The 24,818-nt window shown below is 51.4% G+C and carries 29 protein-coding genes; 8 read left to right on the top strand and 21 right to left on the bottom strand.

Annotated features, from left to right (window positions below; genetic code table 11):
* Positions 1 to 99: 99 nt before the first annotated feature.
* The 8 genes from GJ746_RS19250 to GJ746_RS19215 all read left to right on the top strand — a co-directional run bounded on the left by GJ746_RS19250 (position 100) and on the right by GJ746_RS19215 (position 10,375).
* The gene (locus tag GJ746_RS19250; RefSeq protein ID WP_154681626.1) at positions 100 to 759 is read left to right on the top strand and encodes a molecular chaperone; all 660 of its coding nucleotides are present in this window, start codon (positions 100 to 102) and stop codon (positions 757 to 759) included.
* Between the two features lie 26 nt (positions 760 to 785).
* Positions 786 to 3,329 (top strand): fimbria/pilus outer membrane usher protein, encoded by a 2,544-nt coding sequence (locus tag GJ746_RS19245; protein WP_154681625.1) that lies wholly within the window; start codon positions 786 to 788, stop codon positions 3,327 to 3,329.
* 48 nt (positions 3,330 to 3,377) lie between these two features.
* Positions 3,378 to 4,442, top strand: a complete 1,065-nt coding sequence (locus GJ746_RS19240; protein ID WP_195908877.1) for a fimbrial protein — start codon at positions 3,378 to 3,380, stop codon at positions 4,440 to 4,442.
* A 156-nt stretch (positions 4,443 to 4,598) separates the two neighbouring features.
* Positions 4,599 to 5,393 carry a CatB-related O-acetyltransferase gene (locus GJ746_RS19235; protein WP_154681623.1) on the top strand — a complete coding sequence of 265 codons (795 nt, stop codon included), beginning with the start codon at positions 4,599 to 4,601 and terminating at the stop codon, positions 5,391 to 5,393.
* 35 nt (positions 5,394 to 5,428) lie between these two features.
* On the top strand, positions 5,429 to 6,202 hold the full coding sequence (locus GJ746_RS19230) for a transporter substrate-binding domain-containing protein (RefSeq protein ID WP_154681622.1): 774 nt from the start codon (positions 5,429 to 5,431) through the stop codon (positions 6,200 to 6,202).
* A 168-nt stretch (positions 6,203 to 6,370) separates the two neighbouring features.
* Positions 6,371 to 7,564, top strand: coding sequence for an MFS transporter (locus GJ746_RS19225; protein WP_154681621.1), 1,194 nt, complete (start codon positions 6,371 to 6,373; stop codon positions 7,562 to 7,564).
* A gap of 352 nt (positions 7,565 to 7,916) precedes the next feature.
* Positions 7,917 to 8,321, top strand: a complete 405-nt coding sequence (locus tag GJ746_RS19220; RefSeq protein WP_154681620.1) for a hypothetical protein — start codon at positions 7,917 to 7,919, stop codon at positions 8,319 to 8,321.
* Positions 8,318 to 10,375: a cell envelope biogenesis protein TolA gene (locus GJ746_RS19215; RefSeq protein WP_227852698.1), complete on the top strand. Its 2,058-nt coding sequence runs from the start codon at positions 8,318 to 8,320 to the stop codon at positions 10,373 to 10,375. The genes GJ746_RS19220 and GJ746_RS19215 overlap by 4 nt, the downstream gene beginning before the upstream one ends.
* A gap of 313 nt (positions 10,376 to 10,688) precedes the next feature.
* On the opposite strand, the gene GJ746_RS19210 is transcribed toward GJ746_RS19215, so the two are convergent.
* The 21 genes from GJ746_RS19210 to GJ746_RS19110 form a co-directional block, all read right to left on the bottom strand.
* Complete coding sequence (locus GJ746_RS19210) at positions 10,689 to 11,165, bottom strand: GNAT family N-acetyltransferase (protein WP_154681619.1); 477 nt, start codon at positions 11,163 to 11,165, stop codon at positions 10,689 to 10,691.
* A 103-nt stretch (positions 11,166 to 11,268) separates the two neighbouring features.
* Entirely contained in the window at positions 11,269 to 12,600 is a 1,332-nt protein-coding gene (locus GJ746_RS19205; protein ID WP_227852696.1) for an OprD family outer membrane porin, read from the bottom strand.
* Between the two features lie 128 nt (positions 12,601 to 12,728).
* Positions 12,729 to 13,481 (bottom strand): SIS domain-containing protein, encoded by a 753-nt coding sequence (locus tag GJ746_RS19200; protein WP_154681618.1) that lies wholly within the window; start codon positions 13,479 to 13,481, stop codon positions 12,729 to 12,731.
* A complete protein-coding gene (locus tag GJ746_RS19195) occupies positions 13,478 to 14,644 on the bottom strand; it encodes a glycoside hydrolase family 88 protein (RefSeq protein WP_154681617.1) in 1,167 nt (388 codons plus the stop codon). The genes GJ746_RS19200 and GJ746_RS19195 overlap by 4 nt, the downstream gene beginning before the upstream one ends.
* A gap of 8 nt (positions 14,645 to 14,652) precedes the next feature.
* On the bottom strand, positions 14,653 to 15,357 hold the full coding sequence (locus GJ746_RS19190) for a sugar isomerase domain-containing protein (protein WP_154681616.1): 705 nt from the start codon (positions 15,355 to 15,357) through the stop codon (positions 14,653 to 14,655).
* Positions 15,358 to 15,360: 3 nt separating this feature from the next.
* A complete protein-coding gene (locus tag GJ746_RS19185) occupies positions 15,361 to 15,849 on the bottom strand; it encodes a PTS system mannose/fructose/N-acetylgalactosamine-transporter subunit IIB (RefSeq protein ID WP_154681615.1) in 489 nt (162 codons plus the stop codon).
* Positions 15,850 to 15,877: 28 nt separating this feature from the next.
* On the bottom strand, positions 15,878 to 16,657 hold the full coding sequence (locus tag GJ746_RS19180) for a PTS system mannose/fructose/sorbose family transporter subunit IID (RefSeq protein WP_154682777.1): 780 nt from the start codon (positions 16,655 to 16,657) through the stop codon (positions 15,878 to 15,880).
* Positions 16,650 to 17,432 carry a PTS mannose/fructose/sorbose/N-acetylgalactosamine transporter subunit IIC gene (locus GJ746_RS19175; RefSeq protein ID WP_154681614.1) on the bottom strand — a complete coding sequence of 261 codons (783 nt, stop codon included), beginning with the start codon at positions 17,430 to 17,432 and terminating at the stop codon, positions 16,650 to 16,652. Before GJ746_RS19175 ends, GJ746_RS19180 begins: the two co-directional genes overlap by 8 nt.
* Positions 17,433 to 17,434: 2 nt before the next feature.
* Complete coding sequence (locus tag GJ746_RS19170) at positions 17,435 to 17,872, bottom strand: PTS sugar transporter subunit IIA (RefSeq protein WP_154681613.1); 438 nt, start codon at positions 17,870 to 17,872, stop codon at positions 17,435 to 17,437.
* On the bottom strand, positions 17,869 to 18,600 hold the full coding sequence (locus GJ746_RS19165; RefSeq protein WP_154681612.1) for a GntR family transcriptional regulator: 732 nt from the start codon (positions 18,598 to 18,600) through the stop codon (positions 17,869 to 17,871). Before GJ746_RS19165 ends, GJ746_RS19170 begins: the two co-directional genes overlap by 4 nt.
* A gap of 602 nt (positions 18,601 to 19,202) precedes the next feature.
* Positions 19,203 to 19,532: a TA system toxin CbtA family protein gene (locus GJ746_RS19160; protein WP_154681611.1), complete on the bottom strand. Its 330-nt coding sequence runs from the start codon at positions 19,530 to 19,532 to the stop codon at positions 19,203 to 19,205.
* 38 nt (positions 19,533 to 19,570) lie between these two features.
* Positions 19,571 to 19,936, bottom strand: coding sequence for a type IV toxin-antitoxin system YeeU family antitoxin (locus tag GJ746_RS19155; protein ID WP_154681610.1), 366 nt, complete (start codon positions 19,934 to 19,936; stop codon positions 19,571 to 19,573).
* 25 nt (positions 19,937 to 19,961) lie between these two features.
* A complete protein-coding gene (locus tag GJ746_RS19150; protein ID WP_012543032.1) occupies positions 19,962 to 20,183 on the bottom strand; it encodes a DUF987 domain-containing protein in 222 nt (73 codons plus the stop codon).
* On the bottom strand, positions 20,180 to 20,722 hold the full coding sequence (radC, locus tag GJ746_RS19145) for a RadC family protein (RefSeq protein ID WP_154681609.1): 543 nt from the start codon (positions 20,720 to 20,722) through the stop codon (positions 20,180 to 20,182). The genes GJ746_RS19150 and radC overlap by 4 nt, the downstream gene beginning before the upstream one ends.
* Positions 20,723 to 20,734: 12 nt before the next feature.
* Complete coding sequence (locus GJ746_RS19140; RefSeq protein WP_063963756.1) at positions 20,735 to 21,178, bottom strand: antirestriction protein; 444 nt, start codon at positions 21,176 to 21,178, stop codon at positions 20,735 to 20,737.
* Between the two features lie 31 nt (positions 21,179 to 21,209).
* Positions 21,210 to 22,031, bottom strand: coding sequence for a DUF932 domain-containing protein (locus tag GJ746_RS19135; RefSeq protein ID WP_154682776.1), 822 nt, complete (start codon positions 22,029 to 22,031; stop codon positions 21,210 to 21,212).
* Between the two features lie 98 nt (positions 22,032 to 22,129).
* The gene (locus GJ746_RS19130; protein WP_154681608.1) at positions 22,130 to 22,360 is read right to left on the bottom strand and encodes a DUF905 domain-containing protein; all 231 of its coding nucleotides are present in this window, start codon (positions 22,358 to 22,360) and stop codon (positions 22,130 to 22,132) included.
* A 71-nt stretch (positions 22,361 to 22,431) separates the two neighbouring features.
* A complete protein-coding gene (locus tag GJ746_RS19125) occupies positions 22,432 to 22,881 on the bottom strand; it encodes an IrmA family protein (protein WP_154681607.1) in 450 nt (149 codons plus the stop codon).
* Complete coding sequence (locus tag GJ746_RS19120) at positions 22,878 to 23,330, bottom strand: YfjS/YafY family lipoprotein (RefSeq protein ID WP_099433365.1); 453 nt, start codon at positions 23,328 to 23,330, stop codon at positions 22,878 to 22,880. Before GJ746_RS19120 ends, GJ746_RS19125 begins: the two co-directional genes overlap by 4 nt.
* Before the next feature lie 36 nt (positions 23,331 to 23,366).
* Positions 23,367 to 23,936, bottom strand: coding sequence for a hypothetical protein (locus GJ746_RS19115; protein ID WP_154682775.1), 570 nt, complete (start codon positions 23,934 to 23,936; stop codon positions 23,367 to 23,369).
* A complete protein-coding gene (locus GJ746_RS19110) occupies positions 23,936 to 24,640 on the bottom strand; it encodes a helix-turn-helix transcriptional regulator (RefSeq protein ID WP_154681606.1) in 705 nt (234 codons plus the stop codon). Before GJ746_RS19110 ends, GJ746_RS19115 begins: the two co-directional genes overlap by 1 nt.
* Positions 24,641 to 24,818: the final 178 nt, after the last annotated feature.

The following is a 24,818-nucleotide window of genomic DNA, read 5'->3' as shown; positions in this document are numbered from 1 at the left end:
GCTCTTATCCGGCTGAAATACGGGCAGCATATTGAGTAACGCGTGGTCATCCATCCCGGATGATATTACCCGCTTTATTAATCCCGGACGGTAGTGATTATGAAACGAACAATCGCCGCGATAGCCCTGTCAGCGTTATCCGCTGCGGCACAGGCCGGTATTGTCACGGGTGGGACCCGTGTTATTTATCAGGAAGGGAAGCGTGAAGCGGCAATATCGGTGACTAACGCAGATACCCATTCACCGTATCTGGTGCAATCGTGGGTAGAGAATTATCGGCCAAACGATAAAAGTCGGGTGCCGTTTATCGTTACGCCGCCGTTATTTCGACTCGATCCCGAACAGCAGAACGTATTGCGCATTAATTATATCGGCGGAACGCTGCCTGCGGATCGTGAGTCCGTTTTTTGGCTCAATGTAAAAAGTATTGCTCCCAGCAAAAAAGATGAAGCGAACAAGCTTCAGGTCAATATTAAATCAAAGTTTAAGATTTTCTATCGTCCTGATGGCCTTGCTGGTGAACCTGCCGAGGCGTGGCGCAAGCTGAGATTTAAAGTTGAGGGTTCAAAGCTGGTTGCCCAAAATCCAACACCTTACTTCGTCTCTTTTTTTGTTATTTCTGTTGGCGCTAAGGAAATTCCTGAACCCGGTATGATTGGCCCTCTCACCTATAAAGAGTGGCCGATTAATCATTCCGGAGTAGTTAAATGGCGCGCTATTAATGATTTCGGTGGTATTACGGATTACGCGCAACAGTAATTTTTGCTTCGCCTGGTCAGGATATTGTGAAAAATAACGCTTCTGGTATCACTTCCGGTTATTCGGCGATCGTTGCGCACGCCGGCAGAATTTTTTTATCAGCGACGGCACCGACGGCACTTTTCCTGCTTTGCCAGAGCAGCATTGCGCAGGCGGATGATTACTTTGACCCAGCGGCATTAGAATTTGCCAATCCGCAGCAAAAGACCGCTGATTTGCACTATTTTGCCAAATCAGGCGGCCAGCAGCCTGGGACATATCCAGTCAGTATTTGGGTAAATAATCAGGAGATAGCCCAGGCTGAGGTGACTTTTGTCGACAGCAATGGCGCGCTGCAGCCGCAATTAACCCCGGCGCAGCTGGCGGAATATGGCGTTAACGTCAGCGCGTTCCCGGCGTTTAATACGCTGCATGAAGGGGAGGCGTTTACCCGGATTGAGCGCTATATCCCCGATGCCAGCAGCCGTTTTGATTTCGCCACCCAGCGTCTGAATTTAAGTGTTCCCCAGGCGGCAATGAACGTGCAAAGCCGTGGGTACGTTGATCCGGCGCGCTGGGATGACGGCATCCCGGCGGCGTTTGTTAACTATAACCTGACGGGATCGCAGACCCGGCAGGCGGATGACAACAACCGCTCCAGCTATCTGAATTTACGTAGCGGAGTTAACCTCGGAGCCTGGCGTCTGCGCAACGTATCGTCGATGGAATATGACCGGACCCGACGCTGGAATTCGCAAAGTACCTGGCTACAGCGCGATGTGAAGTCGCTCAAAAGCCTGCTGCGGATGGGCGATACCTTTACCACCGGGGAAATTTTTGACAGCGTGCAGTTTCGCGGCGTGCAGCTGATGTCCGATGATGAAATGCTGCCGGATAGCCAGCGCGGTTTTGCTCCGACGATTCGAGGGATGGCGCACAGTAATGCGAAGGTGACTATCTCCCAGCATGGCTATGTTATCTATGAAACTTTCGTCTCGCCGGGGGCGTTTGCGATTAACGATCTCTATCCGACGGCACAAAGCGGCGACCTTTGGGTCGAGGTTAAAGAGAGCGATGGCTCGGTTCGGACCTTTACGCAGCCCTTTTCAGCCGTGCCGTTTATGCTACGCGAAGGGCGAGTGAAATTCAGCCTGAGCGCCGGACGCTACCATTCGGGTCAGAGCCAGGCGCCGTCGCCGACGTTTGTGCAGGGGACGTTGTTTTATGGGCTACCGGCGGAGTTAACCCTCTACGGCGGTAGCCAGCTGGCGCAGGATTACCGCTCCTGGGCGCTGGGCGTCGGGCGGGGTTTTGGCGAACTGGGTTCGCTCGGTGGCGGTGTGACCTGGGCTAACACTACGATGCCTTCAGGAAAACGCTCGGCGGGACACTCGCTGCGCGTACAGTATCAGAAGGATTTTGTCGGTACCGGCACATCCTTTAGCCTCGCCAGCTATCGCTACTCCTCTGGCGGTTATTATGACTTTAGCGAGGCGAATGCGCTTGAGAGCCCCAGCGGGCAGGTTGAGAACAAGCGCAGCCGTGAGGAGGTCTCCGTATCGCAGGCGTTTGGCGGTGTGAGTAGCCTGGCGATTTCCGCCTGGTCGCAGGAGTACTGGCACCGACAAAACCGCGACGAGACGCTGCACCTCGGATTTTACAGCGCCTGGCGAGGCGTTTCGTGGGGCGTGGGGTATTACTACACCCGGTCCTCCGATCGGCAAAAAGCCGATCGTTCGTGCTCCTTCAACCTCAGTATTCCGCTTGGCGGTCCGCTTGCCGGAAGCGCGATTAGCTATAGCACGACCTCCGATAATAACGGGCGCACCTCGCAGCAGGCATCGCTGTATGGTTCGATCCCGCGTAATCCAAATCTCTATTATTCCCTTCAGCAGGGCTACTCTAACGGCGGCCAGGGTAGCAACAGCAGCGCATCGCTGGATTACCACGGTGGCTACGGAACCGCGCAGCTCGGCTATCGTCGCGATAGCGCCAGCCACCAGCTTACCTGGGGAGCATCGGGTTCTATTGTCGCCCATCGCCATGGCGTGACGCTGGGGCAAACCGTCGGCGAAAGTTTTGCCATCGTACGTGCGCCGGGTGCCGCCGATGTGGCGATTCAGAACGGCAGCAACGTGCACACCGACTGGCGGGGCTATGCAGTGGTGCCCTCGCTGACGGCCTATCGCAAAAACACCATTACGCTGGATACCGAATCGCTGGCCGATGATGCCGATGTTGAACTGGAAGGACAGACGGTGATCCCCGGCGGCGGAGCGGTGGTACAGGCCACTTATCAGACCCATATCGGTAATCGCGTGCTGTTTACCCTGAGCGATAGCCGTGGCCCCCTGCCGTTTGGCGCCAGCGTCCGCTTGCGTAAGGCTGAGGATGACGAGGGGACGGCTCCCGGTGGCATGGTGGCCGATAGCGGACAGGTGTATCTGAGCGGCATTCCGCAGCAGGGAACGCTTGATGTTACCTGGAACGCTGACAATATCTCACGGAGATGCGCCCTGCATTTCCAGCTTACCGATACCGTACAGCAGGGGCAGAGTCCGGTAAAAACCGTTTCTGGCCTCTGTCAGTAGCTCTGAACTGAGGTGATTTTGCGCATAATATCGTTTTTATTACTGCTGATGGCGGGAATGTATAGCCACGGCAGCCGGGCGGAAACCTGCAAAGGTGATATCGGCCAGATGACCGTTAACGTCCAGAATATCAAGTACCTGCCTACGCTACCGCTGAATTCGCAGATGACCAGCATGATGGCGGATAACGGTAGCGGGATTCGTTTCTCCTGCGACCTTCAGCTACCGAAAGCGGTAGCTAAGCGCCTGGTGTACCGGCAGCTTAAAACTGCATCATCGGCGCTGTCGATTAACGGTCAGCACGTGTTTCCCTCGGCGCTGGACGGTATAGGCTACTCGCTGGGCTTCCAGTGCAACGGCGGACCTGTTCGCGCAATTGACGGTAATCATGCTGCCGGGGGCGCGGAGTCGGTGACGGTGTGCGATAGCAATGAGATTGCCGCTCTGCTGGCGCAGCAGCAGATTGCGGTGAAAGTGCTGGTGACGTTTTATAAGACCGGAGAGGTTACCCTGGTCAGCGGCAACCACGCTAATGTCCCGGCGCAGCCGCAGATTGGTGAGCTCACTATTCAGCAGCGGGCCGGCAGCGGCGCCGATTATGTCGCCAGCCCGCCGGTCACTCTCGATATGGCCGCGCTGAACGTCGATATTGGCAGCAGCGGCAGCTGTCAGGTTTCGAGCGCAAACATTCACGTAAACCTCGGGACGGTCAATAAGGCGGAATTCAAAGGCAAAAACACCGTCGGCGGCAGCGCGCGAAGCTTTTCTATCCCGGTCTTTTGTTCAACGCCGACCGATATCCGCATCGGTTTTTTTGGCGTGACGACGCAAACCGGGACCACAGATACCCTGGCGCTGAGCAAAGAAAACGCCTCTGCCAGCGGGGTAGGCGTCCGGCTCACTTACGGCAATAACAGCGCCCCGGCACCCGCTGCCGGCACCAGCGTTAAAATCAATGAGGCCAGCAACTTGCCGGTACTAAAACGAATTAACGCCAGCCATGCCGGCAGCGCAGAAAATATCAACTTTAATGCCCAGTACGTGCAGACCGATGAGGCGGTAACCGCCGGCACCGCCAATAGCATGGTGACTTTTGCGCTGGAATATAACTGATGCCAACTGGCGAGACGCAGGCTCTCGCTTTCGCGCTGTGGCTCACAAAAAAGAGATGTCATTGCGATTTTTTGCACGATGAGCGGATCGGTACGCTATCAATGATCGAGAGATTAAGCGGCTGACCTGAAATACTTTTGTGCGGGAAAATCGAAAATGAAAATCGCCTTTGGTGAGCTTAAGCCTGTATTACAGGCGCAGCGCGTTTTTGTCGGCGGACAAAAGCTGGTCTGCGCCCACGCTTTTTATCGTGACGATCTGCTGATTGAGGTGCCGGAAAATTTAGCCACCGAGGCTTATACCACCTACTGGGGGCGCTGCGGCGAACGGCTGGCCTCAATGGGAGCGTTTAGCTATACGCGAACGTTGCTTCCGGCGCTCATTCGGGTGGGGCGCTATACCTCTATTGCCGACAGGCTACAGGTGTTAGGCGATCGGCACCCTCTGGAATGGGCCAGCGCCAGCCCGGTATTTTATGCGCATCACTCCGGCATGATGGCCACTCTGGCCGCCGATAGCGGCAGGCCCAACCAGTTTTACCCTTTTGAGAAAACTCCTCGTCCGATAACTATCGGTAACGATGTCTGGATTGGTCAGAATGTTACTTTGGCGCAGGGCATCACCCTCGGTGACGGCGCCGTGATTGCGGCCAACTCGCTGGTGGTAAAGGACGTTGCGCCGTATACCATCGTTGGCGGTAATCCCGCGAAAGTTATTCGCGGACGCTTTAGCGACGAGATTATCGAACAACTGCTGGCGCTACGCTGGTGGCGTTATTCCGCTCAGGATATCGCCGGGTTTCCGGTTAATCAGGTTGAGCGCTTTTGTGAACTGTTCGCTGCGCGCATTGCTGAAGGGACAATACAGCCTTTCTCGCCGCCGGTATTGACGGCATCCATGATTAAAGATTTTATGGCTAATAAACATCACCCGCTGCGCGGCGTGGTTTAATCACAAACGGTTCAGATCTGGACAAGGATAAGAAAATGAAGTTGAAGTCAGGCATTGCTTTGGTCATCGCCGTCGCCGCTTTTGGCGCCCAGGCACGCGACATGAACAGCATTCAGCAAAGCGGCGAGCTCAAAGTCGGCGTGCCGGGAGACTACGCGCCGCTGGCGTTTCATAATAAAGCCGGAGAGCTGCTGGGCTACGATGTTGATATGGCGAAAGATCTTGGCAAGCGGCTCGGTCTGAAGGTGAGCTTCGTGCTGACCAGCTGGCCTACGCTTTCCGCCGATCTGAAGGCTGATAAGTTTGATATCGCCATGGGCGGAGTGACGGAAACCGCGGCGCGAGCGAAAGAGTTCGCGTTAAGCCAGCCGGTGGTGCCGAATGGCAAGATTGCCCTGGCTAACTGCGCGGCGGCACCGGCTCTTGGCAGCCTGGAAAAAATCGATCGGCCGAATGTGAAAGTGGTTGTGAATCCGGGCGGCACCAATCAAAGCTTTGTCGATGAACACATCAAGCACGCGCAAATCATTCGGGTAAAAAATAATATCGATAACCTTGAAGCGCTGCGGCAGAAAACGGCGGATATGATGGTGACCGACCTGATTGAAGGCGTTTATTACCAGAGCAATGAACCGGGTATATTTTGCGTGGCAAACGAGACGCCGTTTCCGGGCACCGCCAGTTTCAAGGTCTATATGATGAATAAAGATAACCCGCAGCTGCTGGAGAAAGTTAATCAGTGGCTGGAAAGCCAGGACAAAAATGTGCTCCAGCAGAAGTGGCGGATCCATAACCAGGTCAAAGCCTGACGCCCAGGACCTTCCCGGCACAGCAGGCAGAACCATTACTCCCTTTCCTGCAGGCAGAGCGCCAGCGAATAGTTCTGGCGCCAGACGGCTGGTCTGAATGCCTGATAACGTTCATTATGTCGTCCAGGATGTTGGCATAACGAAAATAAATTCAGGATAAGGGAATCCATGAGCGCTGAGATAACGTTGCCCGTCAGGCAGCAAAACCAAAATATTGTTCGTCTGGCTACGGCACAGGCGCTGGCAGGTGCAAACGCGGTGGTGTTTTACACCACCGGGGCGCTTGTTGGCAACGCCATCGCGCCTTCTCCGACGCTGGCAACGCTGCCCCTCACTATTTTTGTGCTGGGCATGGCCGCCTGTATTCTACCATTTGGCGCGATGGCCAGAAGGCGCGGACGGAAAACGGTATTTATGACCGGTACCGGCGCCGGTATATTGACGGGGCTCCTGGCGGCGCTGGCGGTCGTTATCAGCTCGTTCTGGCTGTTCTGTGTCGCGGCCTTTTGCGGCGGCGCTTATGCGGCGGTGGCGGTCTCATTTCGCTTCGCCGCCACCGATGGCGTCAGCATCGATCGCCGGGCGCGGGCGCTTTCTCTGGTAATGGGCGGCGGCGTGGCTGCCGGGGTCATCGGCCCGATGCTGGTGATCGGGACTATGAATCTGTGGCCGCCGCATACTTTCGCGATGACCTTTATCGCTCAGGGAGTGGTGGCAGCGGTATCGGCGCTGGTACTGTTGGGTGTGAAAACCGCTGAGCCGGCGGCGCAGGCGAAGTACAGCGGCCGTCCGCTTGGCGAAATCGTTCGCCAGCCGGGTTTTTCCCGGACGGTATTTAGCGGCGCAATCTCCTACATGGTGATGAACTTCCTGATGACCGCCGCGCCGCTTTCCATGCATATGCACGGGATCTCGCAGCAGGCGTCTAGCCTCGGTATTCAGTGGCACGTGATCGCCATGTATGGTCCCGGATTTTTTACCGGCAGGTTAATTCAGCGTTTCGGAGCCCGGCGTATTAACGCGGCCGGGTTGTTTTTGCTGGTGCTGTCGGTGATGGTTGGTCTGGCCGGCGTCGAGGTGATGCACTACTGGCTGTCGCTGATCCTGCTGGGTTTAGGCTGGAACTTTGGCTTTACCGGCGCGTCGGCGCAGATTATGGACTTCCATCGACCGGAAGAGAAAACCCAGGTGCAATCGCTGAACGATTTTATTGTTTTCGGCGTCATGATGATTGGGTCATTTTCCTCCGGCGCATTAATGAACCTTTTCGGCTGGAATGCCGTACTGTGGGGATCGCTGGTGCCGGTTGTGGTTGCGCTGGCGGTTTTACCGATAGGCGGACGGGCTGCGCGCCGGGGCTAATTTATCAGGCGGTGTCTGCGCTGCGCCGCATTAGCGGGCAGCGCAGTCTGAGTCGGGCAGAGGTCTCTCTCCAGAGCGTAATTTTTCTACCGACTCTGATTTCGACTGCGGCTATCCAATAGCAGATATAAATTGATAATCCGCCACATAATAATATGCGGTTAAGACAAAATTAGATAAGAATGTCGCCTGTTACCAGGATAATTCCCATTCTTTAATTGGTTAAAAAACGACCATTTCGTGTGTTTTTTCCGAATTGATGCTAAATCAAACTCACAACGTTGTTTGTTAAATTTTTTTCTGCTGGAATCGGCGAATATATTTTTGAAGTTTTTTTCTAGCGGATGGGAAAATGATAAGAAATAGCTTATTGGCGTTGGTTTGCATTTCTGTGGGTCTAATGCAGGGATGTGCTAATAATAAAAAAATAGACAGTGTACTAATAAAAAAGGATGTTGCTGAAAAAGAGCAGCCAGCGCAGATACCAGCTTTACAGCAGTGTATCCAGGATGCTGATGCTTTAGTTAAGCTCGACAAAAAGTTTCAGCAGGATTCAACTGAACTGTATGGCTTAATCAACGATGCTAAGTTTTATGCTTCTGTTTCAGGTCAAACGTCATCAAGCGTAAAGTCAACGATTACTCCGCTTTTTGAATATAAGATAAACTATAAGTGCAATGTTATTTCTCAAAAATTAATTAAAGAGTTCGAAATTCGGGCGAGAAAAGCCGATCTCAAGGATGGGATTGCCAGATGAGATACAAGAAGGGGAAACTGAATATATACGATCTTAGAGGTCTTGCGATTGTATTTGCTCTCTCTACCCTTGTTATTATGTTCCCTGCTCACTCTGCCGAGGGTGACTTCCTCGATAATATATCGAAACTTGAGATAAAAAATCTGCCGGAAGCAGAAGCCAGCGCTGAGGCAGCAACGACGGCTAATCAAGGAAGAGATAGCGGCGGTAAAAAAACACCGCCAAAGCAAGATGTTGTCAGAAAGAGAGCCACTCAGAGTAACAAGGCTGAAAGTACGGTCGGAACGCTTCGTAAACAGAATGCGGAACTGAGCGCTGCGGTCAAAGCGGCAGAAAAAAAGCTGGAACAAACGACGCGTGAGCTCTCGGCGCAGATTGCCGAACTGAAGGCGCAGAGCGGACAGACGGACAGCGGCGATCCTGGCGTCGTTAGCGCGCTGACGAAGAAGAATGCTGAACTGGCCGCCGCCGCCGAAGCCGCACAGAAAAAGATGGATGAGACCACTCGCGCGCTGTCGGCGGAGATTGCCGCGCTGAAAGCGCAGAACATCCAGAGCGACAGCAAGCAGAAAACCGTGCTGGATGCGCTGGCGAAAAAGAATATTGAACTGACCGCTATCGCCGCATCGGCGCAGAAAAAGCTGGATGAGACCACCCGCACGCTGTCGGCGGAGATTGCCGCGCTGAAAGCGCAGAGCACTCAGGGGGAGGGTAAGCAGAAAACCGCCCTTGATGCGCTGACGAAGAAGAACGCTGAGCTGACCGCCGCCGCTGCATCGGCGCAGAAAAAGCTGGATGAGACCACCCGCACGCTGTCGGCGGAGATTGCCGCGCTGAAAGCGCAGAGCACTCAGGGGGAGGGTAAGCAGAAAAGCGCCCTTGATGCGCTGACGAAGAAGAACGCTGAGCTGACTACCGCCGCCGCATCGGCGCAGAAAAAGCTGGATGAGACCATCCGCAGGCTGTCGGCGGAGATTGCCGCGCTGAAAGCGCAGAACTCTCAGGGTGAGAGTAAGCAGAAAACCGCCCTTGATGCGCTGACGAAGAAGAACGCCGAGCTGACCGCCGCCGCCTCCTCGGCGCAGAAAAAGCTGGATGAGACCACCCGCACGCTGTCGGCGGAGATTGCCGCGCTGAAAGCGCAGAGCACTCAGGGTGAGAGTAAGCAGAAAACCGCCCTTGATGCACTGACGAAGAAGAATGCTGAGCTGACCGCCGCTGCTGCTTCGGCGCAGAAAAAGCTGGATGAGACCACCCGCACGCTGTCGGCGGAGATTGCTGCGCTAAAAACGAAAAATACACAAAACGAAACTGAGCAGAAAAAGATTATCGATACGCTGACCAAAAAGAACGGTGAGCTAACCGCGGCTGCTGAGACGGCACAGAAAAAATATGCTGCTTCTGTGCTTGATTTAAACGATAAAAATAAAAAATTGCAGTCTACTCTTGATAGCCTGACCATAAAGAAAAGTGATTTAAATCTTGCGGATAAAAGCAATAAAAATGCTTATGCGCTTGGGGTATTCTATCTGACTCAGGCACTATCCGATGTAAATAAAATGGCCGACAATGATATCAAGCTGACTCCCTCGGCGTTGGTTTCCGGGTTTAACGATGCTTACAATAAAAAGCTGCAAATTAAAGAGGGTGAAATAGAAAGCATCGTCAACACGCTTAATGACCAGTTGTCGTCAAAGTACGTTGATATCGAAAAAAGAATCATGGCTAAAATCAAAAATAAAAAATACGAAATAATGCCTAACGGCGTTTATTTTGTTATTGATAAAAAAGGGAAGGAACCTTACAAGCCGAATGAGTCTTTATCCATGAATATACTGGAGAAAAAGCTCGATGGTACGCCGATACTGAACACCATGAATTCAAAGATGGTGTACGACAAGCAGCTCGATCCTTTAATGGAAAAGGTCTTATCATCAGGTTTTAAAGGCGGAAAAATTACCCTATATGGCCAGGCTGGCTCATTATACAGCACCACTCCGGCTGACATTAATCCCGACGCATTAATCTCAATTACCTTCGAGCTGAGCCCCTGAGCAATCGGTCGGGATGAATAGTAAAGTCGGGCGGGTTACTGCCTGACTTTTGCCGCTGCTTGCCTCAGTTTTATAGGGCGTTCACGGCTCGTTTCATGGTTATCTCTTTTACAGAACCGTGCACAGGGTGCGTCACAGGCATAAAACCAGCATGAGCAAGAGATGTGAGGCTATTTATCTTTTTGTTTTAAAAACCAACGATGCGGAAAGTAACATGTAACCTCCCGCGCGGTGAATGGGATAACAGCGGGTAGTACAGAGGCGCTTCATCAGAAGCGAGGTGTGGAAAGATAGTGTGCGGAATGCGAGAGGGTCAATCAGCTGAGCGTAAACGCAGAACAAAAACCAGTTCATCCTCTTCCGTGCAGGAACAGGAAAAACCGAGTTTGTGCAGTAAGTTTATTGAGCGAAGATTCTCTGCAGCAACCCCGGCTTTTAGCGCTGAAAATCCCTGTTTTTTGCTCCACTCAATCACCGCCGTAGCGACCTCAAAAGCATATCCCTTTCCGGCATGTCGCGGACTAACGGTGTAGCCAAGCCAGAGGGCTTCGTTGTCCTGTTTTAAATAGATATCGCCAATTAAGGTTCTTTTGATGGTATCGAATATCGCCAGCTGCATACCCGTTGCCAGTGAAAGGTTTCCCAGCAACGCCTCTGCATAAGCTTCCTTTGTCAGGTTTTTAAAACCCTGATATTGCATCCATTCGGCATCATTGCGATAAGCCATGAACGGCTCAATTTTATCGGTGTTGAACGGCCGTATGATGCAGCGCTTTGAGAAAATTTCCACCGTAAATCCTGTCAGTGTTGGGCATCAGGAGGCAACGTTATAAACAATTTGTCCCTGTATATCCAGGCGGATTTGCTCCCGGCCCGGGCCGGGAGCGATGGCATCAGAAAACATTCATGCTGTAACCGACGATAAACTTCACATCGTTACGGTCGGTTTTATAGTTGCTGTCAGTCGTGCGCAGCAGGGCGGGCAGAAGGGTAAACGATAAGCCTTTTGCCGGACCATCCGCCACCAGATAGCGGGCTGAAAAATCCATCGACGTCATCTTTCCATCATACTGACGTTCGCCCCGGGTTTTGCTGACATCCGTGACAACGTGCCAGCCATAGGTGACGGCGCTTGCCAGCGTTAATTCTGGTAGCTGGAAGTCGGCAAAATTATAGCTTACCCCCAGTCTTACTGCCCGGGCGCCCGAGACGTTGAAATCCTCAAGCTGTGACAGCGTGGGCTGATAGTCTCGTTTGTCTGAATTTGCCCACGGCGTTAAGCGAAAGTTGTAATCGCCGGTATTGGGAGCATAGTTCTGGCTGTAACCCAGCGACCACACCGTATTGTGATGGCTCAGATTGAAGCCGATACCGACGTAATATTCGGTGGCAGGATCGCTGATGCCTGAAAGCTTCTCGTTGTAGCGTGCGCCCTGGTAAAACAGCTTGCTGCGCAGGGAAAAGTTATTCGATAAGGTATCGTTGCGTTCAACCTGAACCTGCCAGTTGCGGCGATAATCTTTGCCTTCGCCATAGCCAAGGTCCAGCACCGTATTGCCAAAGTTGTAAATTGCGCCAGCGGTGTGAATGTAATCGATAATTTTGCCGGCTTTCATTGTCCCGCCGTTGTTATCGAGTCCGGCGGCGTTATTTTGATGCCATGAGGTTGTCATCGGTTTAAAGTCGCGGCTCCAGTCGTTTTTAAAACGATCCGCCCACGCGTAGGTGAGTTTGAGATCATCAATAGTTAACGCGCCGTCAAAACCGCGGAAGGCATGGGGATTCAGGCCCCAGCTGCTTTTAATCGTCCCGGAGTTAATCGGCGTATAGCCTGCGGCAAGCTTAAAATTAGCGTTCTCTTCACCCAGCTTTAGCTTCAGCGCGGCAACCGACACGGCCATATAGGATTTCTCACATGGGCTGAACTTCCCTGCCTGACCGCATTGGTAGTCATAATAAAGGATCTCCGACTGGCCGACAGTATGCCCTAGTTTGATATTGGCATTGCCCCAGAAATCGAATCCAATAACGTCCTTGTAATAGCCCGAGATATAGCTAAGCGCAATATTACCGGTCTGGTTTTGGATCCCCGCGGGACCCAGTCCATATTTTCCAGTAGTAGGATCTTTAACCGCGCGATGACGGATATATAAAGATGTATTAAGATCTAATTTACCTTCGTCATAAAACGCTTTCTCAAATAAAGAGGGAGGTTCATAATCCATCTCTTCAGCGGAAAAGGCAGCAGAGGAAATAAAAAATAAAAGCGGAGCGCACAGAGAGGCTCTGAGTTTTATGGTGCTCATCATTTTTACCTTATAAAATATTTATGGTAGGGACAGATAATTTGTTTTTAATTTAAGTTATTAACGAGTTCAGGGATTTTATCTCCGTATTTTTCTAAGAGAAGTTGGTTATGTTGGGCCGAGTTCTCAATATTACCGCTCAGAAATATCGGTAGCGGCTGATTATGCTGGCTCAGGTTGCTGATGATTTCGGCGAACAGAGCGTGAAGAATAAATATTCCAGTCATCGATGAGACCGGCGCGAAGGGAGCCGGCTGGCCTGGAAGCGAGAGCACTGCGTCGCCTATCGGCACTTGGTTATCAATCGCTATATCCGCGCACTCTTTGAGATAGCGGCCCTCCTTGTGCTTTGAGCGCTGGGTTTCTGCGTATATAAAACTGGTCAACGCCAGGGTGAAAGCGCCGTGGCGTTTTCCCCACAGCGCCGCATCTATTGGCGCAGGGTTAATACCCGATGTGGAAATCACAATTAAGCAGTCGTGCTCGGTAAGGTTATATTCATCAAGATGACGGTTAATATAATCATTCTGCTTTTCATAATGCGATGAGGCGGCGGCACCTTGATGAAGCATTAAGGGTTCAATGAATATAGGCCTGACCGGAGCAATTCCGCCAGCGCGATAAAATAGATCTTCAGAAAAAATATGCGAATGGCCACAGCCAAAAATATAAATAATTCCGCCGTTGGCGATTCTTTGTGCCATTTCGCTTGCGGCGGTAATGATTTTATTATTTTGTTGCTGAGTGATGTCGTTAAGCTTTTCCTGAACAATCTTTAAGTATTGTTGAGTGATTGTCATATCCAGTATCCTGACCAATGTGGTTGATAGAGTCGGTACAGGGCTTCCATATAGAAATAATCGCCCCAGAGATTACATTCATCGATACCTTTTCCTAAAGCCCAGGCATAGACCCCGTGCTTCAGCAGCCCGTCACAAGCATCGTCGTCTCTGGCCGAAGCCTGCACCATCAAGGTCTGTAGAAGCTGACTGGCTATCCGATCGTAATGTTCGTCGGGAAGATGTTTATGTGCTTCCAGCAGGCCGCAAATAGCAATGGCTAACGCCGAGCTGTCTTTAGGCGTACCGTCGATGTCGTTAAGGACAAGATCCCAGGCCGGGACACCATCGGCAGGGAGATGGCGGAAAAAATAACTGCAGGCCTGCAACCAACGTTCCAGATGCTGAATTTTTCCGCTGGCTGACCAGTTAAGCGGGATCCCGAGAATGGCCCAGGCCTGTCCACGAGCCCAGCAGGATTGGTCGCTGAAGCCCTGGAATGTTTTGCCATATGCTGGTTCTCCGCTGGCCGGATCAAAATAGAATGTGTGAAAAGTAGAGTCATCTTCGCGGAAAATATTGTCGATGACATTCTGGTAGTGGCGTTCCGCAACCTCCCGGTAATGATGTTCGCCGCTAATATTTGCCGCCACGTGTAGCAGTGGAAGGTTAATGAGCGAATCGATGATCAGGCGATACTCTTCCGGATCCGATAATTTCCCCCAGGCTTGAATAAAGCCGGCATCGGTATGAAACCGCCGGGTAAGAACATCGGCTGCCGCCAGAATCAGTGATTTCACCGCGCTATCGTCCGTTAGCTTCCAGTACGCCACCGCCGATAAACTGTAGAGGAAACCGATATCATGATGATCGAGTACATGGTGTGCGTCTAAACGAGCCCGGAAGCTGGCGACATTGCGTTTTACCGTATCGAGGTACGCCGCTTCACCGCTGAACTCCCAGGCAATTGCCTGCATTCCGGTCCAGAAACCATTGGTCCAGTCGTTATTTTCTTTCAGCGCATAGCGATTCTCCGTGGTGCAGGCAGAGGGAAACATATCTCCATAGCGCTCGGCGTTTCGTAGGAGTTTGCTGCCTATCGCGCTCAGCTCATCCCGGCACTGCGCACGGGTCAGTGCAGGGAAGGGGAGCGAGAGGCTGGTCAATAACGGATTTTCTTTCATGGCCTTCCCTAGAGCGTAAAAACACGTTCTTTGTACTGTTTCATGAGAGCTTCATTATATTCTTTGCCTCCGGGCAGATTGATGCTGCGCATGACCGGCGGCTCGATACCCTGTTCCAGCAAGATTTCGATACAGCGTAAAACGATGTTGTTGATGATGAAGGCTGCCGATAATGAGGAGACCGGGCCGGTCATTATGCGGCCGCTATCAAGATTTAGCGTGCAGTCACCGGCAGGGCAGCCGTTATCCACCACCACATCGGCGTAATCACGAATGCTCTCAACGCTATTTGTCGAGGCGGGATCGTGACGAGTGATGACGATCAGTTTTAGTCCCTGCTGCTTTATTTGCCGCGCCAGTTCCGTATGCAAAGGTCTGGTGCCGGAGTTGGATATCATGACAAAGCAGTCAGCCTCGCGCAGATCGAGAAGTCCGGCAAAGATATCGCCAATGCCTGTGAGCGAGTCAAACCAGCCCGTAGGGCCGTAGAACTGGTCAATGGCTTTGGTGTTCACCAGTCCGCCGGCTCTTCCGGCAAGCTCAACCGCTGCGGCAAATGAGTGTCCTGAACCAAATCCATGGATAACGCCGTTAGCCTTTACGCATTCGGCAAAGAGCGTTGCGGCCTGTTCTATTGTATCGCCCTGGGTTAGTGTGACGCGATCCAGAGTGGCTATCACATGCTGATAATACTGCTGCTGATTTGGAGACATTCCTTATCCTTTATCTTTTAAAAAAGTGGTGATGGCGACGTCTGGTTCTTCTGGCGTCATTTGCGCGGTGACTGAAACTCCTTTAGCCAGCAGGGCGTTGATCGCCTGGATTTCAGCGTCGCTGACGCTTACCGAGCGTTTGATCTGGCTACGCCCTTCTTTGTTTGACATATTGCCGATATTCAATTGAGTTAGCCCGATGCCGCTGTTAACCATCTGCAGGGCAATTTCCGGGGTTTTCAGCAGAATAAGAACGCGCTGACCGGCGTAATTTCCGGCAAGAATATTGGCGCTGGCTTTTTCAACCGTCAGGATTGAAGTATTGCAGCCTTCCGGAGCCGCGCTGCGCAGCAGCATTTTCTCAACCTCATTTGCCGCGACCGCATCGTCAATAACCATGATGCGATTAGCATTAAAGTGGCTGACCCAACGGGTGGCGACCTGACCATGGATTAAGCGATCGTCGACACGAATATGTACGATACCTTTCATTATTATTTCCTGAGAAAATGATATTTATTTAGCCGAGAATATTCAGGTTATAGCCAACTATGCCGAGAGCAATCAGGATGAAAATAACCCGGGTAGAATTCATCTTTTTTAAACCCAATAACCAGTAGGTTAATGCCACTACCAGTAATGGAATCAGCCCGGGCATGATTTGATCGGCAATTGACTGCAGTTTTAGTGATACCTCACCGTAGCTGAATTCAAAGTTAAGTTTGGCTTTTACCACCGAAGGAATCAGCGCGCCTATAACGGTGAGACCAAGAATATTGGCAGCCCGCGTAATTTTATTAAGGCTGTTGGTCAGCGATCCCAGCAGGTTAACGCCCTCCTGATAGCCTTTATTGATACTAAAGCGCATGAACAGCATGCGGACTACCGCAAATAGCAGCCAGAGCACTAATCCTACCGGATTGCCCTGTAAAGCAAGGTAGGAGGCGACCGAGCCGATGATGGTGGTAGGAATAACGAAGAACAGAGTATCGCCAATCCCCGCCAGTGGCCCCATCAGTCCGGTCTTAATCCCAGTTACGGCATCTTTTCCCGTCAGACCGGTTTTTTCTTCCAGGGCGATATTGACCCCCAGTATTCCCGGCGCCATCGTGTTATTAGTGTTAAAAAACTGGCTATGAACTTTTGCTGCTTCTTTTAGCTCTGTAGGCTGCTGATATTTCTTCTCCAGGAATGGGTAGATGCTGTACAGGTAACCCAGACCCTGCATTTTTTCGTAGTTCCATCCGGATTGACCGAACAGGAACCAGCGCCAGAATACGCGTTTCAGGACTTTATTCATCACCCATTACTCCATTTGTGGAAGAGACAGCCGGTTGGGCCACCTGTTTTTCGGCATTAAAGATATAGATAGCGATAGCCAGACCCATTAATGCCGCACCGAGTACCGGTATATTGAGATACGCGGCGAGAAAGAACCCCAGGATCAGGAAAGTAATATTCTTTTTAATGGGTAAATAGCGCAGAAGGATAGCGATACCCAATGCAGGCAGCACGCCGCCAGCGACTTTCAGTCCGTTCATAATGGAGTCCGGGATCCAGGTCACTACCTCGTTAACGAAGGTGGCTCCGAGAATTAACGCCAGGAGAACAGGTACCATGCGCGAAAGCGAAATAGGCACCTGCCCAAGTAGATTCAGCCTGGCTGCGGCCTTAACCTGGCCCGTTTCGATGAGCGCATCTGCTTTATGATGAATAAAGGTGTTGGTGAACCGGGCCAGAATATCCAGCTGAACCATCAGTAACCCAATAGGGACGCCAATCGTTGCACCGAAGGCCGCGCCCTGGCCGCTGATAATAGCGAAAGCTGTACCCAGCACTGCTCCTGTCATATAGTCGGGAATTGACGCGCCGCCAAAGTTACCTACCCCTAATACTAAAAGATTTAATGTGCCGCCAACTATTAATCCTGTCGTGACATCTCCCATAATAAGTCCGGCAAAAAAACCGGCCATTCCGGGCTTAACTAAACCTAAGGTTGTATTATTGCCATCATATATCGCTAATCCTGAATAGAGAGTGAGTAAGACTATCTGCCAAACCGCTATATGCTCCATGTTTATTCATCTCCATCATGAGTATTTGTGGTTAAAGCCATAGGTTGCAAATGATGAATGCCTGCACAGGCTGTTGTCATAATCTCGCCTATCATCTGCTGGCTTACAGGAGCGTCAAGAACCATGACTATTTCTAGTATTAAATTTAAATTCATACCGGAAAGTAGCGTAACGTTATCCCATAAATTATTTAACGCAATTAGCTCCATTGCTGTATTGTAGGGAGAGCCATTTTTTAAATCTGAGATGATAATTAATTTTTCTTGCCTAGACCTTAACTCTGATATTTTTTCGGTAAGTTCTCTTTTGAAAATATCAATGCCTTTTTGGCCGTCTAGTTCAAGTAAATGAAGATTGGGTTGCGGTCCCAGAATGAGTTCTGTTGCTTGTCTGGCACCGCTGGCAAAACCACCGTGAGATATTAATAGAAGTTGATTCATCCTGGCCCCTTATCTGGCGTTCTGATTTCGATATAAAATGACTCTAACCGCTTGTATGTTTCAATATATTCAATGACCTGGGCTTGCTCATTGTAGGTGTAGCGTTTCATGACGATAACTGGTTGTTGGTTGGAAAGTACCAGATGATCCTGTACATCTGGAGAGACATCAGTTATTGCGCAGATCGTCTGGCGATATGGCATGGCATACATATCCAGACCGTGGTTTACTTTAAACGCCTCATAAATAGAGTTGAGTGCTGAGTTATTGACGAGCAGTTTACGCTCAAAATAACGTACCGGAATATAAGAGATCTGAAAGGCATAGGGTTTGCCACTATCAAACTTAAGTCGGGAAATACGGTAGTATTCTTCAGTAGCGTCAAGTCCAAGCTTTTCCTGAATAGAGATATCATTTTCAGTGGTGCAGGTAATGACTTTTACCGACTGCATGCCTTTCATATCTCTGTCTGATTCAGAGAAAATAATATTTTCATTACGCTTTGCTTTTGAGACAAAAGTCCCTTTACCCTGGTAGCGTACCAAATAACCTTCATTTACCATCTCGTGAATTGCGCGAATGACGGTAGCAGAGCTAACGGAGTAACGCTCTTTTAGTTCAGATTCACTGTAAAATTTCTCACCAGGTTTAAAAGTACCATTTCTTATTTCATCTAACAGCGCCGCTTTTATCGCCTGGTACTTAGTTGATTGTGCAGTTGCTCTCATATTTTGCCGGAATCTATTTAAATTAATTTTGTAGGCTTACGATACCGCTACGGGTTGGTTGGATCAACACGCAAAAGCAACTTAACCGGTTAACCTGTTAAGTTATTTCCTGGAATGTGATAAGGTTCGCATAAACGAGGGGGGAGGGGACGAAAAGGTGGCTGGAGCGCTGAGGTACAGCGGCACTACACGAGTATGCCCATCGTAAGCAGGGAACTGGACAGATACGATGGTTAAAGACGTATGGTTGATGGGTCAGCAATGCTGAGTGGGGGAATTCTTGTAGAGCCTGCAATGGCGACTGGGCCGTTTTACAGGCACAAAAAAGCCCGCAGGGCTTGCGCCGTGCGGGCTCTTAGGACTTCATCGGATGACTCTGGTAATCACCGATGGAGAATTTTGGTGCTGGCGGAGTCTGAATTGGTTGTGTAACTTGTTGTTTAATATTTGATAATATTCAGTTCAATTTTCATTTTGGTCCCATTGTTGGTCCTAAAAGAAAATGTCAGGTTTTTTGCAGGGGAGGTGGGGTTACAGCAGGAGTCTCTTCGTTTGTGAGATTAGCATTTTGCTTTCCTTCAGTCTGCTCTGTATTTATGTGTTTATTTCACGTTAGTTTTTAGCAAGCCGGTAGAGCGCCTTGCTCGCAAAATATCCACTACGGAAAGATACGGGGTCTGCTCTTGCCACGAAAATCCCTTCCGGTCGATACGGACAAGCCCGTATTTTTCTACCAGAAAATTCACCGCATCGCTGAGAGATATCCCGGCGTCAATATGCTCCTGGATGGTGGTTTCATTACTGAACGGTGTGTCATTCAGCGTCAGGCCATAGTGCTGCGACAACAGATGAGTTAGCAGGCACTGCCAGATTTCAATGGGTGACAGGCAGGGCTGAGCCGCCCGTGTCGGGTGTGATGATAAGGTTTGCATGATGTTTACTCTGTGATGTTCAGGGAATAAGTGGTGAGCTAATGCGGCTCAGTCTGGTCAGGATAAATAGCAATGTAGACATAACCACAGGAGCCGAGTGTATCGGCTTCGCAGGTGAGTCCGTTGTGGTAAAACGTGACGCAGTGCAGATAGCGGGGATTTAGCTCGCCGCTGGTGAGCATTAGTTCCAGTTGCTTGAGTATCAGGGGAAAAGCTTGGTCCAGGTGTAATACATCCCCGTCGCTGAAAGCACCGTTGAATCCGGCCCGGTCAGCGAGAAAATGCACCCGGTTGCCTTCCTGCACCAGACGAGCGCCAAAACAGGGTGTGATCGTGCGCTTTAGTCCCCACTGCTGGCAGGCGGGATTATCCGGCTTAGTACCGGATTCGGAGTGATTGTTCATTATTGTTCCTGATTAAAGGGAAAGATTAATTGAGAGTGACACTTCGAAGAATGACATAGGGACCATTGCGGTCCTGACGACGTTCAGCAAATACGGCCAGAACGCCGCGTATATCTTCCACCTCGCGGCCAGCATAATGGCAGATACTGCCTGACCATTTATATTTTCCCGTACTGAAGCGAAACAGCCGGGAGCCAGGATGTTGCCGGTATAGGGTCATTGCCTGGCGTTTACTGATGATTTTCATATCCAGCCTCGCTCCGGGAACGACACAATGCCCTCTGAGCCGATGACCAGATGATCGAGCGTGTTCACATCAACCAGTGCTAACGCTTCTTTAAGCCTGCCCGTAATGTTGCGGTCACATTGACTGGGCTCCGGATCACCGGATGGATGGTTATGCGCCAGCACGGCAGCTGCAGCATTTAAGCGAAGCGCTGACTTCACTACTTCGCGGGGATGGACCTGGACATGGTTAACTGAACCGGCAAACAGCGTTTCGCTCTCCAGTAAACGATGCTGATTATCAAGATAGAGCACCATAAACACTTCCCGTTCTTGTCCTGCCAGCTGTAACCGAAGCCAGTCACGGGCAGCAGCACTTGAGGTAAAAGATATGCCGGGCTGGCGCAGATATTTATCCAGCAGATTGATAGCCCGGCGAATGGTCCGTTGGGCATAGGGTGTCAATCCAGAAGTCGCGGGAAGCAGGCAACCATGTTGAGCCATAACCGCCAGCGGAAAGAGTTCAGGCTGTGATGACAATGGGGATAACGCGGTACTCATGCTCGGCTCTCCTCAGTCGATGAGATGCATAATGGAGTTGCACTCTGGATGGTTCAGCGCGAAGTCGCGTAAGCGATAATAGTGCTCAGTCATCGCATCACACTCGGTGCGACAGGCGTGGTGACTGTATGTCATCAGACAGGCGACTATTCCTGCTGCTTCACTGGTGAGTTCTGCTCCATTGCCGTTCATGCTGTTAAACAATGCCCACTTTTCATCATCCTCCGACTCAGGAGACATAAAAGCGCCGCCGTTGCTGAGCGTCGAAAAGTTCCAGATACCGCCGTGATAGTCAGTGCACAGGCGGTCCATCCAGGCAAAGATTCGGGGTTCAAGGGTTATCCATTGCGGGATGGAGCCAAAATGTTTCGGCCAGAAGCCAATGCGTAACTCATCAGGGACCACTGAGGCGGTAATTGCTGTCAGCTCAGCGAACTGATGATTTTGTGTATCCATTAAATTATCTCCCTTATGCCGGAACTGTTGTTTAACGCCCGAAAAACTCGAGCATGTTTTCTGCCATAACCCACAGGGCGCGATTGAGCTTCACATCGCCATCAATACCGGTAACGGCACGGGTGCGGTTGCTTTTCCCCTGTGCAGTTCGCCCTGACAGACCACCTTTCATCAGGTTCTCTTGCACGCGCTGGTAGACTGTCCACAGGTCGTCGCTGTAGTCCTCCCGGCGACGTGGGGTCAGCAACTGCGATACCGTGACCGGCTGGTGGTCCTCACCAAATCGATACTTCAGTGCGGCATTTGCCAGCGCGTGACGGGCCGGGGCTGGCAGCGCCAGCGACTGCATTGCATCGCGTTTCTCATCCACCCGGTCAAAGACCCCGAGCACTTCGTAAGCCCCTTCAATTACCTTCTCGACGACATTGCCTTTATGCGGTACCCGCACTTCTCCGAATGACTGGCCGCAGACAAGACCGTTAGTACAAACGCCACGAAATAGCCCCGGCAGCATCTGGTAGCTTGATGAGCCGTCATGGCTGTTGAGAAGAATGATTTCCGGCACCTGATGCCCGGTCAGTTGACCGGCACGACGCAGGCGAAGCATGTGTTTGGTGTGCTCCCGCTTGCTCTGGTCTCGCACGCGGGTCTGGCAGGCAAAGAACGGCTCAAAGCCCTCACGCTGCAGGCTTTCAAGGATGGTGATGGTCGGGATGTAGGTGTAACGGTCTGAGCGTGATTCATGCTTGTCGCTCCCGAACACGCTGGGGACATGACTCAACAGCTCTTCATGGGTTAGTGGTCGGTCACGGCGTATCTGGTTTATACGGCCAAAGCGGCTGGCTAATCGCATGGGTAATTCCTTATGCAGTGGGTAAAAATACAAAGGGCCACACTTCCCGAGGGAGGTGTGGCCTGACTTTGTTTATAACGGTGATGCGCTGGTGGTGGTTATGCAGGGAATTTGCGGATGCCATAACGAGCGATATATCTGTTCAGCCAGTAACCGGCATCCGGCTCAAAGTTCCAGGCTCGCCAGACCATGCAACACTCATGACGGATAACCAGACGGAAATGTGTCCCCTGGTCGTCTTCTATTACAACGTTGGAATATTGAGACGCAACCGCCTCTGCCTGCTGGCGCGTAAACGGTCCAACAGGCAATTCAATGAGCTCATGCACTCAGCCTCCTTAAAACAAAAAGCCCCTGCGGCATAAGCGACAGGGGCTGAATCAAACGGATAACGAATCGGCTAAGATGCCTTACCACCGACAACCGTGACTTGTATCGGCCGGTAATACTGCGGGTCGAAAATGGCCAGTGGCAGGTCAGTCTGGTAACCATGACGCTCTTCCGTTGCCTTCATGATTTCGACGGAGCTAACGTTTTCCACGCATTCGTTCTCCAGCGAAGCTTCCTGAGAGCGAGTAGCATCGCTGTCGCCAAATGCAGCCACCGCCATATTCCCCATCGCCAGCGTGTTCCCCCCTTTATCTTTCAGACGCAGGGAGAGTGTCAAAGGCCCGAACCCTTCGCCACTTCCGCCGTTATCCAGGCGAAACTGCCAGACGCAGACATTACCCGGCACCCAGACCATGTCGGTGTTACGGATACTAATGTAACGCTGTTCTTCAGCCTGAGCCGGTGACAGCAGACAGAGGCTCAGAGCGAAAACTGAGATAACGCCTTTTAGCTTAGTCATGGATTTTTCTCCTGATTCTCCGGCAGATAGAGCTTCCCCATTTCCTTACCATCGTGTGAGTACACCACCGATTTCTCACCCGTGTAGCTGTCGGTTTCAATCCTGAAGCTCAGGGTGATATTGTCCGCAAGGCACAGGGCTGCCATCAGCGGCTGCACCGTTTTCTGCTGCATGTCAGCAATGTAGTAATAATTACCTGACTCACAACCTTCCGGCGACTGGCGGGTTTTCATCACCGTATATTGCGGTGTACCGAAGGCATCCTTCTTTACCCATTCCTGGGCAATATCGGATTTATGCGAGACAACCTTGCTGAATGGTGGCGGGGTAATGTCCTTAAAACGGGCTATCGCTTTCACTCCCGCATCTTCCTTGCTGTCGCAGCCAGAGAGCCCCATGGTACCGATAACCATCAAAACAGTGAGAACAGGTCGATACAATTTCTTCATGGTGCAGATTCCTTATTAATCGTCCGTTCCATTGCTTCAGCAGTTGCCGGTGCGTCGGCACAACTCAGCCAGACTCTGTTGGGCTACCCACTGCTGCAGTTTCTGCTCTGAGGCAGAACGCTTCGCCGCCAGGGCAGCCTGCTGCTGTTTGTTGACACAGTTTTCCGGGAATGCAGCAAGCACCTTGTTGCTGTGAGGTTCGTCAGCCAGTTCCAGCTGATACTGGGTGTCGATGATAGTGAAGTAACACCCTTTCCCCTGGTCTTCGCCCTGATAGACCGATGTCAGGTCGGAGTAATAACCGCTGGCAGGTTTCAGATTCAGCTTGCGCACGGTATGCGTTTTCTTGTCGGCGAGAAAATAAGCACCACCACCACGCTGACGCAGCAGGAATTGCCTGGTCCAGGGATAATTGCCAATGACACTGGCCTGATAGAGCGTGTTGTTCAGCGTGTCGTTATCCATGCCATCGGCCGATTTCCAGCCATCCGCCTGCATGTACTGCCAGAATTTGACGGTACCCACGACAGTTTCGGCAGACGCCGGAAAGACAGCGCCAGCGCAGAGACTGACGGCCAGCGCCGTTGTGGTCAGTAATTTCTTCATCATGATTCCTTATGAGGTAAAAGACCGTCGCCGGTTCTGGCGAGCAGTGAGTGAAAAACGTGAAAATGGGGAAGAGCTCTGAGGAATTCCGGTTCGGCGAGAACGTTGCGAATCTGAAGGTCAGGCACGAACAGTTCCGGGTGCAAGGTAACCGCATGGATATCGTTCAGCGGAAACACCGCAACACGATGATGATGCTCTCCAGTCAGATACCAGTGCCCACCGCAGAGTACGAGGCGGTATGGTGCAAGCCCTGAACAGCGACAGCCTTCAGCCAGCAACGTTACGCACCGATGCTCTGATATGGCCCTGATAAGCCGTGTAAATATGCCTGGTCTGGGTGGCGACAATGGCTCTGACTCTGCCCATATGAGGCAAGGAGACTCACCGGGTCCACTTAACAGGGAACTGACCATGTGATTGTCCATGTCAGGAAACAAGGCCTCCACACCAGACTGACGAGCAAAAGTCAGCACCGCCAGTTCACGCTGATGACTACCTGAAAGTAGGCGACAGGTGCCATCGCGATATTCCAGATCCAGGTACATCAGTCGCTCACGAAAATCCCGGCGGAGGGTGCGGATCGATACACCAAATTCTGCGGCAAGAAGGCCCATATCCAGCGTTTCTCCAGCAACCAGGCGGCTGATAATGAGGGACAGCCGAACCGCCAGCCTTTCATGGCGACGCTCAGTCTGGGACATTAGATTTTCTCCATCCCGTTAACAGGCTGAAAATTAAGTGATTAGTGTAACGAAGGGGCCGGACAGGGTATGGACATGGGAAGGCGTATTTTTTCAAAGCGTGGATTTCAGGCGTGATGCGCCGTTGCGCCTGATTGATGGATTAGTAGTTCATTAATTGAGCAAGGCAAGGACAGGG

It is taken from the genome of Klebsiella oxytoca, assembly GCF_009707385.1.
Lineage (GTDB): Bacteria > Pseudomonadota > Gammaproteobacteria > Enterobacterales > Enterobacteriaceae > Klebsiella > Klebsiella oxytoca_C.
This window is presented reverse-complemented; position numbering and strand designations above follow the sequence as displayed.

Bases quoted from the DNA above. Each gene is read 5' to 3' on its own strand.
- GJ746_RS19250 (WP_154681626.1), top strand. From the start codon at position 100: ATGAAACGAACAATCGCCGCGATAGCCCTGTCAGCGTTATCCGCTGCG.
- GJ746_RS19240 (WP_195908877.1), top strand. From the start codon at position 3,378: ATGGCGGGAATGTATAGCCACGGCAGCCGGGCGGAAACCTGCAAAGGT.
- GJ746_RS19235 (WP_154681623.1), top strand. From the start codon at position 4,599: ATGAAAATCGCCTTTGGTGAGCTTAAGCCTGTATTACAGGCGCAGCGC.
- GJ746_RS19230 (WP_154681622.1), top strand. From the start codon at position 5,429: ATGAAGTTGAAGTCAGGCATTGCTTTGGTCATCGCCGTCGCCGCTTTT.
- GJ746_RS19225 (WP_154681621.1), top strand. From the start codon at position 6,371: ATGAGCGCTGAGATAACGTTGCCCGTCAGGCAGCAAAACCAAAATATT.
- GJ746_RS19220 (WP_154681620.1), top strand. From the start codon at position 7,917: ATGATAAGAAATAGCTTATTGGCGTTGGTTTGCATTTCTGTGGGTCTA.
- GJ746_RS19215 (WP_227852698.1), top strand. From the start codon at position 8,318: ATGAGATACAAGAAGGGGAAACTGAATATATACGATCTTAGAGGTCTT.
- GJ746_RS19205 (WP_227852696.1), bottom strand. From the start codon at position 12,600: ATGGATTATGAACCTCCCTCTTTATTTGAGAAAGCGTTTTATGACGAA.
- GJ746_RS19200 (WP_154681618.1), bottom strand. From the start codon at position 13,481: ATGACAATCACTCAACAATACTTAAAGATTGTTCAGGAAAAGCTTAAC.
- GJ746_RS19195 (WP_154681617.1), bottom strand. From the start codon at position 14,644: ATGAAAGAAAATCCGTTATTGACCAGCCTCTCGCTCCCCTTCCCTGCA.
- GJ746_RS19190 (WP_154681616.1), bottom strand. From the start codon at position 15,357: ATGTCTCCAAATCAGCAGCAGTATTATCAGCATGTGATAGCCACTCTG.
- GJ746_RS19185 (WP_154681615.1), bottom strand. From the start codon at position 15,849: ATGAAAGGTATCGTACATATTCGTGTCGACGATCGCTTAATCCATGGT.
- GJ746_RS19180 (WP_154682777.1), bottom strand. From the start codon at position 16,657: ATGAATAAAGTCCTGAAACGCGTATTCTGGCGCTGGTTCCTGTTCGGT.
- GJ746_RS19175 (WP_154681614.1), bottom strand. From the start codon at position 17,432: ATGGAGCATATAGCGGTTTGGCAGATAGTCTTACTCACTCTCTATTCA.
- GJ746_RS19170 (WP_154681613.1), bottom strand. From the start codon at position 17,872: ATGAATCAACTTCTATTAATATCTCACGGTGGTTTTGCCAGCGGTGCC.
- GJ746_RS19165 (WP_154681612.1), bottom strand. From the start codon at position 18,600: ATGAGAGCAACTGCACAATCAACTAAGTACCAGGCGATAAAAGCGGCG.
- GJ746_RS19160 (WP_154681611.1), bottom strand. From the start codon at position 19,532: ATGCAAACCTTATCATCACACCCGACACGGGCGGCTCAGCCCTGCCTG.
- GJ746_RS19155 (WP_154681610.1), bottom strand. From the start codon at position 19,936: ATGAACAATCACTCCGAATCCGGTACTAAGCCGGATAATCCCGCCTGC.
- GJ746_RS19150 (WP_012543032.1), bottom strand. From the start codon at position 20,183: ATGAAAATCATCAGTAAACGCCAGGCAATGACCCTATACCGGCAACAT.
- radC (WP_154681609.1), bottom strand. From the start codon at position 20,722: ATGAGTACCGCGTTATCCCCATTGTCATCACAGCCTGAACTCTTTCCG.
- GJ746_RS19140 (WP_063963756.1), bottom strand. From the start codon at position 21,178: ATGGATACACAAAATCATCAGTTCGCTGAGCTGACAGCAATTACCGCC.
- GJ746_RS19135 (WP_154682776.1), bottom strand. From the start codon at position 22,031: ATGCGATTAGCCAGCCGCTTTGGCCGTATAAACCAGATACGCCGTGAC.
- GJ746_RS19125 (WP_154681607.1), bottom strand. From the start codon at position 22,881: ATGACTAAGCTAAAAGGCGTTATCTCAGTTTTCGCTCTGAGCCTCTGT.
- GJ746_RS19120 (WP_099433365.1), bottom strand. From the start codon at position 23,330: ATGAAGAAATTGTATCGACCTGTTCTCACTGTTTTGATGGTTATCGGT.
- GJ746_RS19115 (WP_154682775.1), bottom strand. From the start codon at position 23,936: ATGAAGAAATTACTGACCACAACGGCGCTGGCCGTCAGTCTCTGCGCT.
- GJ746_RS19110 (WP_154681606.1), bottom strand. From the start codon at position 24,640: ATGTCCCAGACTGAGCGTCGCCATGAAAGGCTGGCGGTTCGGCTGTCC.